Genomic DNA, 13,146 nt, shown 5'->3' with positions numbered 1-13,146 from the left:
GCCGGTCAGCCGGGCGGTCGGTCGCCCGGTCAGCCGGGCGGCGGGAACCCGGGCAACGCCTCGAAGGGGGCACCCGGGACCAACGTCCTCCACCGGGCGAGCTGAACCGCCGCCGCGGTGAGGGCGTCCAGGCAGAACCGCCGGAGTTCCGGGGACCCGGAGCGGCCGAGTTCCACCCGCCACGCCTCGCAGCAGTCCGATTCCAACCGGATGGCCAGCAGCACGGGCGAGGACGGCGTGTCCGGCCCGGTCAGGTAGCCCACGGGCGCCGGGGGCGACCCCGGCCACAACCGCTCGGCCTCGTCCCGGCGGGCGCGGTGGGCGGCGAGCTCGCGCCGTACCGCTGCGCGAATACTCGCATCGGCGGAGGCCAGGACGAGTCCGTACCCGTAGACCGCGGCGTCCTCGGCTGCGAGGCCGACGGCCGCGCTCATGCGAGCACCACCTCGGCGGCGGCGGTGCACGCCGCCGACACGGCCCCGGCGATCTCCGCACGGGCTCCGTCGACCTCCGCCGCGACGACCGCGGCCAGCGCCGCGTCGGCCCTCAGTCGCTCCCGGACCTCGTCGACCGGCGGGCAGATCGGTGTCACCTGGGCCGCGTCCGGCGGTGTCTGGCCGGAGTCCGGCAGATCGGTGAGTTCTCCGAGCGAAACGGCGTGTACCCGGCGGGCCTCCGCGATCCGGCGCAGGGCGCCGACCCGTTCCCCGTGCGTGGCATCCGCGGCGGCGAGCTCGCGCGAGTCGCGGAGCGCCGCGTCGAGTACGGGGACGAGCGGGTCCGGCCGGTCGACGACCGCCGGCAGGGCGCAGCCGCCGACGGCGGCGAGGCCGGTGAGGCCGGCCGCCGCGGTGACGAAAGTTCGGCGGGAGACGACGACGGGGGCGGGATGGGGCACTCCGACATCCTGCCAGGGCTCGGAGGTGGGGGCGGCGAGGCGGTACAGTGATGCGGCCCGTCCGCGTCCCGGATCGGTACCCCCAGCCCGCACTCCAGGAGCACAGTGATCGTCCCCGAGCCCGACAGGGCCCACATACTCGAAGCGGTTTCGGACCGCGGCCTCGATCTCGAGGACATCCGGGAGGACTCCCGTTCCTCCACCTGGCACGTGACGATAGTCGTGGACGGGGACTCCGGTGTCTCGCTCGACGATCTGGCCGAGCTGTCGACCGCTCTCGACCCGCTCGCGGAGCGGTGGGGCGGCCCCGACCGGCCGGTCACCCTCGAGGTGACGAGCCGCGGCGTCGACGCCCCGCTCGAGCTGCCCAGACACTGGCGTCGGGCTCGGGGCCGGCAGGTCGACATCACGTACGTGCCGGGCGCCGACGGGCCGCAACGGGGACGCATCGGCGATCTCGACGAGGAGGCCGGTGTGGTCCGCCTCGTGTCGGGGGCCGGGCGGGGTAAGAAGGTGGACTCGGTAGCGTTGGAGCAGGTGGACCGCGCCGTGATCCGCGTCGAGTTCCGACCTGCACCGCAGGACGAGCTGGATCTGCTGTCGGGACCGGGCGACGCCGGACGTGGCGCGCGAGGAGGAGAAGACCGTTGAACATCGACATGGCAGCGCTCAACATGCTGTCCCAGGAGCGCGAGATCCCGCTGGACGATCTCGTGCACACGCTGGAGAACGCCCTCCTCACCGCCTACAAGCGCACGGACGGTGCGCACCGGGTGGCCCGGATCGCACTGGACCGTAAGGCCGGCACCGTCGCCGTGCTCGCGGCGGAGGTGGACGAGGACGGCAACCGCATCGGCGAGTTCGACGTCACCCCGTCCGACTTCGGCCGGGTGGCCGCGGCCACCGCGCGTCAGATCATCCTCCAGCGTCTCCGCGAGGCGGAGACCGAACGCATCTACGGCGACCTCGTCACCCGCGAGGGTGAGGTCGTCAGCGGAGTGGTCCAGTCCGACTCACGCGCGAACGCCCGCGGCATCGTGGTGGTGCACATCGGTCCGGAGAACGGCGGCACGGAGGGGACCATCGCGCCCGCCGAGCAGGTGCCGGGCGAGACGTACGAGCACGGCGACCGCATCAAGTGCCATGTGGTGGGAGTCCACAAGGGCCCCCACGGCGCCTCCGTCTCCCTGTCCCGGACCCACCCGGATCTCGTGCGCGGACTGTTCGCACTCGAGGTGCCCGAGATCGGTGACGGGTCGGTCCGGATCGCGGCGATCGCGCGCGAGGCGGGACACCGGACCAAGATCGCGGTGGAGTCGACGGTGTCGGGGCTCAACGCCAAGGGGGCGTGTATCGGCCCCAACGGTGCCCGCGTGCGTGCGGTGATGGCCGAGCTGAACGGTGAGAAGATCGACATCGTCGACTACGACGACGACCCGACGGTGTTCGTCGGTAACGCGCTGTCCCCCGCCAAGGTGATCTCGGTGACCGTGGCCGACGAACAGACCCGCGCCGCCCGCGTGGTCGTGCCGGACTACCAGCTCTCGCTGGCGATCGGCAAGGAAGGGCAGAACGCCCGCCTGGCCCACCGGCTCACGCAGTGGCGGATCGACATCCACAGCGACGCCGAGTGAGTCCTCACCGGCGGTGCCGCCACGCGCTCGGGCGCGCCGTTAGTGTCGACACGGCATCTTCTGTAGACTGATCAGTTGTCACAGTGACTTCACGTTCACCCGCCCCCACGGGTCGGACGGCGAGAGACCGAGGTGGCCGTATGCAGGGTCGTCCAGACCAGCGGACCGGGACCGCCGAGGCCGTGGGTCCCATCCGGACCTGCGTCGGTTGTCGTGGCCGGGATTCCGATTCCCGGCTGCTGCGGATCGTCCACGATCCGCGGACGGCGGCGCTCTCGCCTGATCCCCGCCGGCGGGCGAGTGGACGAGGAGCCTGGGTGCACCGCGACGAGCGGTGTATCGCGACAGCACTCGACCGCAGGGCCTTCATCCGGTCCCTGCGGGTCGCCGGGAACGTGTCCCAGGACGCGATCTCGGAGGTGCTCGAGGCGTTACGCCTCGGGCACGACACCACCCGCCGGCCGTTCGGCCCGGCAGGGGGAGCACAAGAAGAGGAACGGACCAGACACGATGAGCACACCGTGAAGCTCCAGCGATGAACGTCCATCGAATGTAGACCGAGGTCGCGCGGCCAGCCCTGCCGTGAGACCTCGCAGTGAGGAGAGCAGTGGCAGGCAAGCCCCGGGTACACGAACTGGCAAAAGAGTTCGGTATCACCAGTAAAGAACTTCTGACGAAGCTCCGCGATCAGGGAGAGTTCGTCAAGTCCGCGTCGTCGACGCTGGAGGCCCCGGTCGTCCGGCGCCTGCGCGAAGCGCACGCACCGGCCGGTGGCGGCGACACCGCCGCACCCGCGCCCAGGTCCGGCGGTGGCTCCGCGCCCAAGCCGGGTGCGCCGTCGAAGCCGGCGCCCGCTCCGGGCCCGCGTCCCGGCGCCGACCCGCGTTCCGCGGCCCCCAAGCCGTCGGCCGCGCCCACGCCGGGCGCGAAGCCCGCGGCACCGACGCCGGCACCGGCTCCCAAGCCCGCCGCCGCCGGCCCGACCCCGGGTGCGAAGCCCGCCGCACCGGCGCCCAAGCCGGGCACGCAGCGGCCCACCCCGGGTGCGACGCCCGGCGCGGCCGCCGAGCGTCCGACCCCCGGCGCCGCGGCGTCCCGACCGGCCCCCGGTCCCCGTCCGGCGGGCCCCAAGCCCGGCCCCAAGACGCCGCGAGTGGGTAACAACCCGTACTCGAGCGGGACCACGCCCGCGCCCCGTCCCCAGGGTGGAGCGCGTCCCGGACCCGGTCAGGCCGGCCCCCGTCCGGGTGGTGCCCGTCCGGCCCCCGGTCAGGGTGGACCGCGTCCGCCGCAGCGCCAGGGCGCTCCAGGTCAGGGCGGTCCCCGTCCCAGCCCCGGCAACATGCCCCCTCGCCCCAACCCCGGTCAGATGCCGGGTCAGGTCGCGCGCCCCGCAGCGGGTCGCGGTCGTCCGGGTGGCCCCGGTGGCCGTCCCGGCGGCGGTGGCTTCCGTCCCGGTGGCGGCGGCGGCGCACCCGCCGCGGGTGGCGGCGGCTTCCGTGGACGTCCCGGTGGCGGTGGCCGCGGTCGCGGTGGCGCCGCGGGTGCCTTCGGTCGTCCCGGTGGCGCTCCGCGTCGGGGTCGCAAGTCGAAGCGGCAGAAGCGTCAGGAATACGATTCGATGCGGGCACCGGAGGTCGGCGGCGTCCGGCTTCCCGACGGTCGTGGGCAGGTCCTGCGGCTGGCCCAGGGCGCGTCCCTGAGCGACTTCGCCGACAAGATCGACGTTAACCCGTCGCAGCTGGTCCAGGCCCTGTTCAACCTGGGTGAGATGGTCACCGCCACGCAGTCGGTGACCCCGGAGACGCTGCAGCTCCTCGGCGAGGAGATGGGCTTCAAGGTCCAGATCGTCAGCCCCGAGGACGAGGACCGCGAGCTGCTCGAGTCCTTCGATCTGTCGTTCGGTGAGGACGAGGGTGACGAGGACGACCTCGAGCGTCGTCCGGCTGTCGTGACCGTGATGGGTCACGTCGACCACGGTAAGACCCGACTGCTCGACAGCATCCGGTCGGCCAAGGTCGGCGAGGGTGAGGCCGGTGGCATCACCCAGCACATCGGCGCGTACCAGGTCACCGTCCCGGTCGACGAGGTCGATCGCACGATCACCTTCATCGACACCCCGGGCCACGAGGCGTTCACCGCCATGCGTGCCCGCGGCGCCAAGTCCACCGACATCGCGATCATCGTGGTGGCGGCGGACGACGGCGTGATGCCCCAGACGGTCGAGGCGATCAACCACGCACAGGCGGCCGACGTGCCGATCGTGGTGGCGGTCAACAAGATCGACAAGGAGGGCGCGCAGCCCGACAAGATCCGTGGCCAGATGACCGAGTACGGGCTCGTTCCGGAGGAGTACGGCGGCGACACGATGTTCGTCGACATCTCCGCGAAGCAGAACCTCAACATCGACGCACTGCTCGAGGCCGTCGTCCTCACCGCGGACGCCGCTCTGGACCTGCGCGCGAACCCGGACATGGACGCCCAGGGTGTCGCGATCGAGGCCCACCTCGACCGCGGCCGGGGTCCCGTGGCCACCGTGCTGATCCAGCGCGGAACCCTGCGGGTCGGCGACTCGATCGTCGCCGGCGACGCCTACGGGCGTGTCCGTCGGATGGTCGACGAGCACGGCCAGGACGTCGAGGAGGCGACCCCGTCGCGTCCGGTGCAGGTCATCGGTCTCACCAGCGTCTGTGGCGCGGGTGACACGTTGATGGTGGTCGACGAGGACCGTACGGCCCGGCAGATCGCCGACCGTCGCAACGCGCGCAAGCGCAACGCGCTGGCCGCCCGCAGCCGTCGCCGGATCAGCCTCGAGGATCTGGACTCGCACCTCAAGGAGACGAGCCAGCTCAACCTCATCATCAAGGGCGACAACTCCGGTACGGTCGAGGCCCTCGAAGAGGCCCTGATGGGGATCGAGATCGACGACGAGGTCCAGCTGCGCGTCATCGACCGCGGTGTCGGTGCCGTCACCGAGACCAACGTCAACCTCGCGGCCGCCTCCGACGCGGTGATCATCGGCTTCAACGTCCGCGCGGAGGGCAAGGCCACCGAGATGGCCAACCGCGAGGGCGTGGACATCCGGTACTACTCGATCATCTACCAGGCGATCGACGAGATCGAGAGCGCGCTCAAGGGCATGCTCAAGCCGATCTACGAGGAGAAGCAGCTCGGTCAGGCGGAGATCCGCCAGATCTTCCGCTCCTCCAAGGTGGGCAACATCGCCGGTTGTATGGTGCTCGACGGCATCATGCGGCGTAACGCCAAGGCGCGGCTCATCCGCGACGGCAACGTGGTCCAGGAGGAGATGACCATCTCCTCGCTGCGCCGCGAGAAGGACGACGCGACCGAGGTCCGCGAGGGCTTCGAGTGTGGTCTGACGGTGACGTACTCCGACATCAAGATCGGTGACATCATCGAGACCTACGAGCTCGTCGAGAAGCCGCGCGACTGACGTCGCCGAGCGCACCGTGGGGGCGGGTTCCGTTGCGAGACGGACCTGCCCCCACGGTGCGCTCGTCATCACCCGACCGCCCGACGGTCGGATCATCGCAAGGAGGACCGGCATGACCGGCAAGGGACGTGCAGGACGGCTCGGCAAGCGGATCGGCGAGATCGTCGCCACGGCGATCGAGCACGAGATCAAGGATCCGCGGCTCGAGTTCATCACCATCACCGACTCCCGCATCACGGCTGACCTGCGGGTCGCCACCCTGTACTACACCGTCCGGGGCCAGACCCTGGACGAGGAGCCGGATCTGGAGGCCGCCGAGCAGGCGCTGACGGCCGCGCGGGGACGTCTGCGCACGATGGTGGGCAGGCAGACCGGCGTGAAGTTCACCCCGGACCTGACCTTCGTACTGGACTCGGTGCCCGACGCGGCCCGACACATGGAGGAGCTCCTGGCCAGGGCCCGCGCCAACGACGAGCAGGTGCGTCGTGCGGCCGAGGGCGCCCGCCCGGCGGGTGACGAGGACCCCTACCGGAAGCCTGAGGAGGGCCGACCGGAGGACGACGACCGGTGACGACCCCGGTGGACGCCGCCGGCGCGGCCGAGGTGTTGGCGCGCCATCGCGAGGTGACCGTGCTGTGCCACGTCCGCCCGGACGCCGACGCGCTCGGGAGCTCGTGCGGGCTCGCGCGGGCCCTGCGCGCGGTCGGCGTGACAGTCCACCATTCCTTCGATCCCGGCGTGGTGCCGGCCGCGCTCCGGGGCATACCGGGCACGGACCGGGTGGTCCCGCTGGCGCAGGTCCCCGCCCACGCCGGCCTGGTGGTGACACTGGACTGCGCGAGCCCCGACCGCGTCGGCGCCTGGGAGCGGCTCGCCGAGACCGCGTCCGAGGTCCTCGTGGTGGACCACCACGGCTCCAACCCGGGTTTCGGTTCACACCTGTACCTCGACCCGGCGGCCGCGTCGACCGCGACGCTCGTGCTGGAGATGCTCGAGGCCGGCGGTTACATCGTCGACACCGAGATCGCCACGAGTCTGTACGCGGGCCTGGTCACCGACACCGGGTCGTTCCGGTGGGGTGGTGGGCCCGCCCACGACACGGCCCGCCGTCTGCTCGCCGCCGGTGCCGAGACGGAGCAGCTCTCCCACGACCTTCTGGACGCCCACTCGTTCGCCTGGCTCAGGGTGTTGGGTGAGCTGCTCACCCGCGTCCGGCTGGAGGCCGACGCGGTCGGCGGTCGCGGGGCGGTCTGGCTGGCGGTGCCCCACGAGGTGATCGCCGCCGCGGACGAGGACGACGTCGAGTCGCTCGTGTCCCACCTGCGCGGGGTCCGCGAGGCCCGCGTGGCGGTCCTGCTCAAGGAGTACCTGCCGGGGGAGTGGGCGGTGTCGCTGCGGTCCCGCGGCGGGAACGGGGGGCGAGGGCTCGTCGATGTCTCGGCCGTGGCCGCGGCACTGGGCGGCGGCGGCCATCCGGCGGCGGCGGGGTGCACCGTGCGCGGCGATCTGGAGGACGTCACAGCGAGGCTCCGTGAACTCCTCGGCTGAGACCGCGCGGACCGCCGGACCGGAGGAGCAGGTGCCACAGGTCGGGCTCGCGGCGATCGGGCGCCGCCTGTGGTCGATCGCCCTGCCGGTCCTCCCGGTGCTGTCCGCCGAGCCGATCTACCTCCTGGTGGACGGCATCGTGGTGGGACGTCAGGGTGCCGACGACCTCGCGGCCCTGGGCGTGGGCGCACTCGTGCTGCTGGTGCTGGGCACCCAGATGAACTTCCTGTCCTACGGCACCACGGCGCGGTCCGCGAGACTGCACGGGGCCGGCCGACGCGCCGACGCCGTGGCCGAGGGCGTGCAGGCCACATGGATTGCCCTCGCGGTGGGCGCCGTCGTGGTGGCCGCGGTGAGCGCGCTGATGGGTCCGATCACGCGGGTCCTCGCCGCGGACGCCGACGTCGCCGCCGGTGCGACCGGATGGCTGAGGGTGGCGGTGTGGGGCATCCCGTGCATCCTCGTCGCCTCGGCCGGGCACGGGTGGATGCGCGGCGTCCAACGCCTGCGCACACCCCTCGTCCTGGTGGCCACGGGGATCGGGGTGTCGACCGTCGGCTGCGTGGTGCTCGTCCCCGGGCTCGGTCCCGCGCCGGAGCTCGGACTGGTGGGCAGCGCGTGGGCGAACCTCGCCGGTCAGCTGATCATGGCGGGCGGGTTCCTCGCCGCGCTGGTGCGCGAGCACCGCGGGTCGTTGCGGCCCCGCCGCGCGGTGATCGTGAGCCAGCTGCGCATGGGTGTCGATCTGGTGATCCGCACCGCGTCGTTCCAGATCACCTTCGCCGTCGCGACCACGGCGGCGGCCGCCGCGGGCGTGAACTCGCTCGCCGCGCATCATCTCGCGCAGCAGCTGTGGTCCCTGTACTCGCTGGTGCTGGACTCCGTGGCGATCGCCGCCCAGTCGCTCGTGGGTGCCGCCCTGGGCGCCGGGCTCGCGGCGCACGGGCGGGCGCTGGCCCGGGCCGTGGTCGTCTGGTCGCTGGGTCTGGGGGTCGCCCTCGCCCTGCTCACGGTGATCTTCCGCGACCCCCTCGCGCTCTTGCTGGCCGGGGACGCGGGTGTCGCGGACCGGCTGGTGGTGGCGCTGATCGGCATGGCGATCGTCGTCCTCCCGGCGGCGGTGGTGTTCGGTCTCGACGGCGTCCTGCTGGGCGCCGGGGACGCGGCCTTCCTGCGCACGAGCACCGTCATCGCCGCGCTGTTCGGCTTCCTGCCCGTGCTGCTCGCCACCCGTCACCACGGCTGGGGTCTGACGGGCATCTGGTGGGGGATGGGCGTCTTCGTCGGGATGCGGCTCGTCGCCGTCGCGATACGGGTGCGCGGGGACCGGTGGATGGTCCTCGGCGCCCGGCGTCCGGAGGCCTCCGGGTGACCGCCGAGGCGCCGGGGCCGACCCTGCGGGCGGTGTCCGACCTGCACGTCGGGCACCGGGGGAACGCCCACGTGGTGGACGACCTGCAGCCCGCGCACCCGGGCGACTGGCTCATCGTGGCCGGCGACGTCGCGGAGCGGGTCGAGCAGGTGGTCGACGCCCTGGAACGGCTGGCCCGGCGGTTCGAGCGCGTCATCTGGGCGCCCGGTAACCACGAACTGTGGATCGGCCGCGACGACGAGGGCATCACCTCGACGACCAAGTACGACCGGCTGGTGGAGTCGTGCCGCGGGATCGGGGTGGACACCCCCGAGGACCCCTACCCCCTGTGGACCGGACTCGGAGGGCCGGCGTGGGTGGTGCCGATGTTCCTCTTCTACGACTACAGCTGGACCCCCGTGGCGGGGCAGGGCCGGGCCGAGGCGCTGGCCGGTGCGCGCGAGCGGAGGGTGGTGGCGTCCGACGAGTTCCTCATCGACCCGGGCCCGTACGGCGACGCCGTGGCGTGGTGCAGGGAGCGTCTGGTCGCCACCACCACCCGGCTGGGGCGGCTGGACCCGGCCCACCCCACGGTCCTCGTCAACCACTGGCCTCTGGTGCGGGAGCCGACCCGCGTCCTGCGCCACCCGGACTTCGCGATGTGGTGCGGGACCGCGCAGACGGCCGACTGGCACCGTCGCTACCGGGCGACGGCGTGCGTCTACGGGCACCTGCACATCCCGCGCACGACCGTGCACGACGGCGTCCGGTTCGAGGAGGTCTCGCTGGGGTACCCGCGGGAGTGGGGGGCACGGGGTCGTCCCGAGCCGCTGACCCGGCAGATCCTGCCCGCGCCGCAGGCCCCCCAGGTGCGGTGGGTGCGCGGGGACGACGGCACGCCCCGCCTCGCCGGGCCCGACGACCCGGCTCCGGATCTGGAGGAGGCGCGGTGATCGCGGATCTGTTCCCCGGGGACGTGGCCGTGGTGACCGACGCCGAACTGGGTCTGGACGACGCCGCCCTCCTGGCGTCGTTGTTCCCGGTGGAGGTCGAGCAGATCGGCGCGGCCGTGGAGCGGCGGCGGCTCGACTTCGCCGGGGCGCGGGCGTGCGCACGGGAGGCGATGGCACGGCTGGGGGTGCCGGCAAGTCCGGTGTTGCGGGGCGCGCGAGGCGTGCCCGTGTGGCCTCCCGGGCTGGTGGGCACGCTGACGCACACCGACGGTCTGCGCGCGGCCGCGCTGGCCCGGGCCGATCGGGTGCGGTCGGTGGGACTCGACGTGGAGCGGCACGCGCCGCTCGCCGACGGGGTGCTCGAGGCGGTGTCGCTGCCGCAGGAGGCGGCGTGGGTGCGCGCCGCTCGCGCGGAGGCGCCGTCGGTGGCGTGGGACGCGCTGTTGTTCACCGCGAAGGAGGCCACGTACAAGGCCTGGTTCCCCCTGACCCACCGGTGGCTGGGGTTCGACGACGCGCACATCACCCTGGTGCCCGACGGCGACGTCGGCGACGGGATGCGCGCCGACGACGGGGTCGACGACGACGGGGTGGTCCGCGGCTCCCTCGTGTCCCGGATCCTCGTCGACGGGCGGACGGTCGACGGCGGGCCGGACGCGGTCGAGTTCCGCGGCCGCTGGGCCGTCCGGGGCGCCCACGTGGCCTCGGCGATCGTGCTGCGACCGGCCGGGGTCGCTAGCGTGGGCTCGTGACGCCGCGCAGACCCGATCCCCGTCCCGCCCCCGAGCCCGGCCTGGTGGTCGTCGACAAGCCCGGGGGGATGAGCAGCCACGACGTCGTCGCCCGACTGCGGCGGTTCTTCGGCACCCGGAAGGTCGGCCACGCCGGCACCCTCGACCCCATGGCCACGGGCGTGCTCGTGGTGGGGGTCGAGCGCGCCACCAAGATGCTCGGGCTGCTCGCCCTGGAGACCAAGTCCTACGAGGCGACCATCCGCCTCGGCGTGAGCACCACGACCGACGACGCGGAGGGAGAGATCACCGCGACGGTGGACGCCTCTGCGGTGACGGACGCCGCGATCGACGCCGCCGTGGCCGACCTGACGGGGGAGATCGACCAGGTCCCGTCGGCGGTCAGCGCGATCAAGGTCGACGGGAGGCGGGCCTACGACAGGGTGCGGGCGGGGGAGGAGGTCGAGCTCCGGTCACGGCGGGTCACCGTCACCCGGTTCGACGTGCTCGAGCGGGTCCGCGCCGGTGCGGTGATCGACCTCGTCGTCGTCGTCGACTGTTCGACCGGCACCTACATCCGCGCCCTCGCCCGCGACCTCGGCGCCGCGCTCGGCGTGGGGGGTCATCTCACGGCGCTGCGACGCACCCACGTCGGCCCGTTCGGGCTCGACGTCGCCCGCACCCTCCCGGAACTCGAGGCCGCGCCCACCCTGTCGCTCGACCTCGACGCCGCCGCCCTGGCCGCGTTCCCGCGCCGCGACATCGACGGGGACGCGGCCGAGGGGCTGAGACACGGCCGCTGGCTCGAGGCCCGCGGTGACACCGGCGTCGTCGCGGCCGTGGGACCCGACGGTCGCGTCGCCGCACTCGTGGCGGAGTCGGGACGGCGCGCCGCTCCCGTCGTGGTCATGCGCCCGGCGGGGCTGTGAACGCCGCGCGTAAGGTGGTCGCCGTGCAGCTGTGGCGGACGTTCGACGAGATCGTGATCCCCGACGGCGGGAGTTCCGTCGCACTCGGGGTGTTCGACGGACTCCACCGGGGTCACCGCAGTCTCGTGGACCGCGCGGTGGACGCCGGCCGGGGCCTCGGTGCGAGCCCGGTGCTCGTGACCTTCGACCCCCACCCCGTCGAGGTGGTGCGGCCCGGGACCCACCCCACCGTCCTCACCCCCCTCGAACGCCGCGCCGAGCTCGCGGCCGGGTTCGGGATCGAGGCGGTCTTCGCCCTGCCCTTCGACCGCGAGATGGCCTCCTGGGAGCCCGACGAGTTCGTGGACCGAGTACTGGTCTCCGGGCTCGACGCGCGCGCGGTGACCATCGGCAGCAACTTCACGTTCGGGCGCCGCGCCGCCGGCACACCCGCGACGATGCGGGAGCTGTGTGCCGAGCGGGGGATCGCCTGCGAGGTCGTCGACCTCCTCGAGGCGGGTGGCGAGACCGTCTCCTCCTCCCGCATCCGCGGCCTGCTCGCCTCCTCCGACGTGGCCGGAGCAGCCGAGATCCTCGGCCGTCCCCACCGTGTCTCGGGGGTCGTGGTCCACGGCGCCGGGCGCGGGGGACGCGACCTCGGGTACCCGACCGCCAACCTCGACCTGCCCGAGCACACCGCGGTGCCCGCCGACGGCGTGTACGCGGGCTGGTTCACCGTTCTCGACGACGGGGCGGTCGACGGTTCGATCGTCCCCGGCCGCCGCTACGCCGCCGCGATCTCGGTGGGCACCAACCCGACCTTCGGGGACGCCGCCCGCAGCGTCGAGGCGTTCGTGCTGGACGAGTCGGCCGACCTGTACGGCCGGATCGCCGCCGTCGACTTCGTCGACCACGTCCGCGACATGGAGAAGTTCAGCTCCGTCGACGAGCTGCTCGTCGCCATGGACCGGGACGTCCGGCGGGCCCGGGACGTGCTCGACGCCTGAGCGCCGTGATTGGGGCGCCGGCCCGGTGGCTGGTAACGTCCTCTGTCGGCCCTGCTGCGGTCCGCGGCGGCGGTGGCCACACATTTTCCGCGGACTGGAACAACCAGGAGTCATCATGGCGCTGAGCACCGAAGAGAAGAAGGCAGTTCTGGCCGAGTACGGGATCCACGAGACCGACACCGGTTCCCCCGAGGCCCAGATCGCGCTGCTCACCCGGCGCATCCAGCAGCTGACCGAGCACCTCAAGACCCACCAGCACGACCACCACTCGCGTCGTGGCCTGCTGCTGCTGGTCGGTCGTCGTCGCCGCCTGCTCAAGTACATCGCCAAGGTCGACATCGCGCGCTACCGTTCGCTGATCGAGCGCCTCGGCCTGCGCCGCTGACGCCGGCCGACAGGCCCCACGACGATCCCCGCCCCGCACGCCGCGGCGGGGATCGTTCATTTGTGGCCGGCCCGGTCTCCCTCGCGTCGGGGGGCGGCGCCCGCGAGCCCCGGTGACCCGGGCGTTCATCCCTGATAGCCTGACGTCCAGCCGGTGCGCACGTGCCGGGGTGGTCGACAGGTCCGATTGGCGGTCCTCGGTAGTGGCCGCCGGAACCCGACCCACGAGGGTCGTCAGAGCCTCGTGGGCACCGTTCCGGCCGCTTCGATCGAAGACC

General features: G+C 73.0%; 14 protein-coding genes. 12 read left to right on the top strand and 2 right to left on the bottom strand.

Annotated elements, in window-relative coordinates; translation table 11 throughout:
• Positions 1 to 29 precede the first annotated feature (29 nt).
• Positions 30 to 434 (bottom strand): ferritin-like domain-containing protein, encoded by a 405-nt coding sequence (locus RWK90_RS01630; protein WP_314034030.1) that lies wholly within the window; start codon positions 432 to 434, stop codon positions 30 to 32.
• A complete protein-coding gene (locus tag RWK90_RS01625) occupies positions 431 to 898 on the bottom strand; it encodes a hypothetical protein (protein WP_314034028.1) in 468 nt (155 codons plus the stop codon). The genes RWK90_RS01630 and RWK90_RS01625 overlap by 4 nt, the downstream gene beginning before the upstream one ends.
• Before the next feature lie 105 nt (positions 899 to 1,003).
• Between RWK90_RS01625 and rimP the strand changes: the two genes are divergently transcribed.
• From rimP to rpsO, 12 genes are all read left to right on the top strand, one after another.
• The gene (gene rimP / locus RWK90_RS01620; RefSeq protein WP_314034026.1) at positions 1,004 to 1,549 is read left to right on the top strand and encodes a ribosome maturation protein RimP; all 546 of its coding nucleotides are present in this window, start codon (positions 1,004 to 1,006) and stop codon (positions 1,547 to 1,549) included.
• Positions 1,546 to 2,532, top strand: a complete 987-nt coding sequence (nusA, locus tag RWK90_RS01615; protein WP_314034024.1) for a transcription termination factor NusA — start codon at positions 1,546 to 1,548, stop codon at positions 2,530 to 2,532. The genes rimP and nusA overlap by 4 nt, the downstream gene beginning before the upstream one ends.
• A gap of 140 nt (positions 2,533 to 2,672) precedes the next feature.
• Positions 2,673 to 3,071: a YlxR family protein gene (locus tag RWK90_RS01610; RefSeq protein WP_314034022.1), complete on the top strand. Its 399-nt coding sequence runs from the start codon at positions 2,673 to 2,675 to the stop codon at positions 3,069 to 3,071.
• Between the two features lie 68 nt (positions 3,072 to 3,139).
• Positions 3,140 to 5,986 carry a translation initiation factor IF-2 gene (gene infB, locus RWK90_RS01605; RefSeq protein WP_314034020.1) on the top strand — a complete coding sequence of 949 codons (2,847 nt, stop codon included), beginning with the start codon at positions 3,140 to 3,142 and terminating at the stop codon, positions 5,984 to 5,986.
• 112 nt (positions 5,987 to 6,098) lie between these two features.
• Positions 6,099 to 6,557, top strand: coding sequence for a 30S ribosome-binding factor RbfA (gene rbfA / locus RWK90_RS01600; protein WP_314034018.1), 459 nt, complete (start codon positions 6,099 to 6,101; stop codon positions 6,555 to 6,557).
• A complete protein-coding gene (locus tag RWK90_RS01595; protein WP_314034016.1) occupies positions 6,554 to 7,534 on the top strand; it encodes a DHH family phosphoesterase in 981 nt (326 codons plus the stop codon). Before rbfA ends, RWK90_RS01595 begins: the two co-directional genes overlap by 4 nt.
• Positions 7,518 to 8,906 carry an MATE family efflux transporter gene (locus RWK90_RS01590; RefSeq protein ID WP_314034014.1) on the top strand — a complete coding sequence of 463 codons (1,389 nt, stop codon included), beginning with the start codon at positions 7,518 to 7,520 and terminating at the stop codon, positions 8,904 to 8,906. The genes RWK90_RS01595 and RWK90_RS01590 overlap by 17 nt, the downstream gene beginning before the upstream one ends.
• Positions 8,903 to 9,838 carry a metallophosphoesterase gene (locus tag RWK90_RS01585; protein WP_314034012.1) on the top strand — a complete coding sequence of 312 codons (936 nt, stop codon included), beginning with the start codon at positions 8,903 to 8,905 and terminating at the stop codon, positions 9,836 to 9,838. The genes RWK90_RS01590 and RWK90_RS01585 overlap by 4 nt, the downstream gene beginning before the upstream one ends.
• Complete coding sequence (locus RWK90_RS01580; RefSeq protein ID WP_314034009.1) at positions 9,835 to 10,590, top strand: 4'-phosphopantetheinyl transferase superfamily protein; 756 nt, start codon at positions 9,835 to 9,837, stop codon at positions 10,588 to 10,590. The genes RWK90_RS01585 and RWK90_RS01580 overlap by 4 nt, the downstream gene beginning before the upstream one ends.
• Positions 10,587 to 11,498, top strand: coding sequence for a tRNA pseudouridine(55) synthase TruB (gene truB, locus RWK90_RS01575; RefSeq protein WP_314034008.1), 912 nt, complete (start codon positions 10,587 to 10,589; stop codon positions 11,496 to 11,498). The genes RWK90_RS01580 and truB overlap by 4 nt, the downstream gene beginning before the upstream one ends.
• Positions 11,499 to 11,521: 23 nt before the next feature.
• Positions 11,522 to 12,484 (top strand): bifunctional riboflavin kinase/FAD synthetase, encoded by a 963-nt coding sequence (locus tag RWK90_RS01570; RefSeq protein ID WP_314034006.1) that lies wholly within the window; start codon positions 11,522 to 11,524, stop codon positions 12,482 to 12,484.
• 115 nt (positions 12,485 to 12,599) lie between these two features.
• Complete coding sequence (gene rpsO, locus RWK90_RS01565; RefSeq protein ID WP_314034004.1) at positions 12,600 to 12,869, top strand: 30S ribosomal protein S15; 270 nt, start codon at positions 12,600 to 12,602, stop codon at positions 12,867 to 12,869.
• The last annotated feature ends 277 nt before the right edge of the window (positions 12,870 to 13,146 follow it).

The organism is Dietzia sp. CH92 (genome assembly GCF_032248695.1).
In the GTDB taxonomy this organism is placed as follows: domain Bacteria; phylum Actinomycetota; class Actinomycetes; order Mycobacteriales; family Mycobacteriaceae; genus Dietzia.
Note: the sequence above shows the minus strand (reverse complement) of the source record. Positions and strands in the feature narration are given on the sequence as shown.

Bases quoted from the DNA above. Each gene is read 5' to 3' on its own strand.
- RWK90_RS01630 (WP_314034030.1), bottom strand. From the start codon at position 434: ATGAGCGCGGCCGTCGGCCTCGCAGCCGAGGACGCCGCGGTCTACGGG.
- rpsO (WP_314034004.1), top strand. From the start codon at position 12,600: ATGGCGCTGAGCACCGAAGAGAAGAAGGCAGTTCTGGCCGAGTACGGG.
- RWK90_RS01610 (WP_314034022.1), top strand. From the start codon at position 2,673: ATGCAGGGTCGTCCAGACCAGCGGACCGGGACCGCCGAGGCCGTGGGT.
- rbfA (WP_314034018.1), top strand. From the start codon at position 6,099: ATGACCGGCAAGGGACGTGCAGGACGGCTCGGCAAGCGGATCGGCGAG.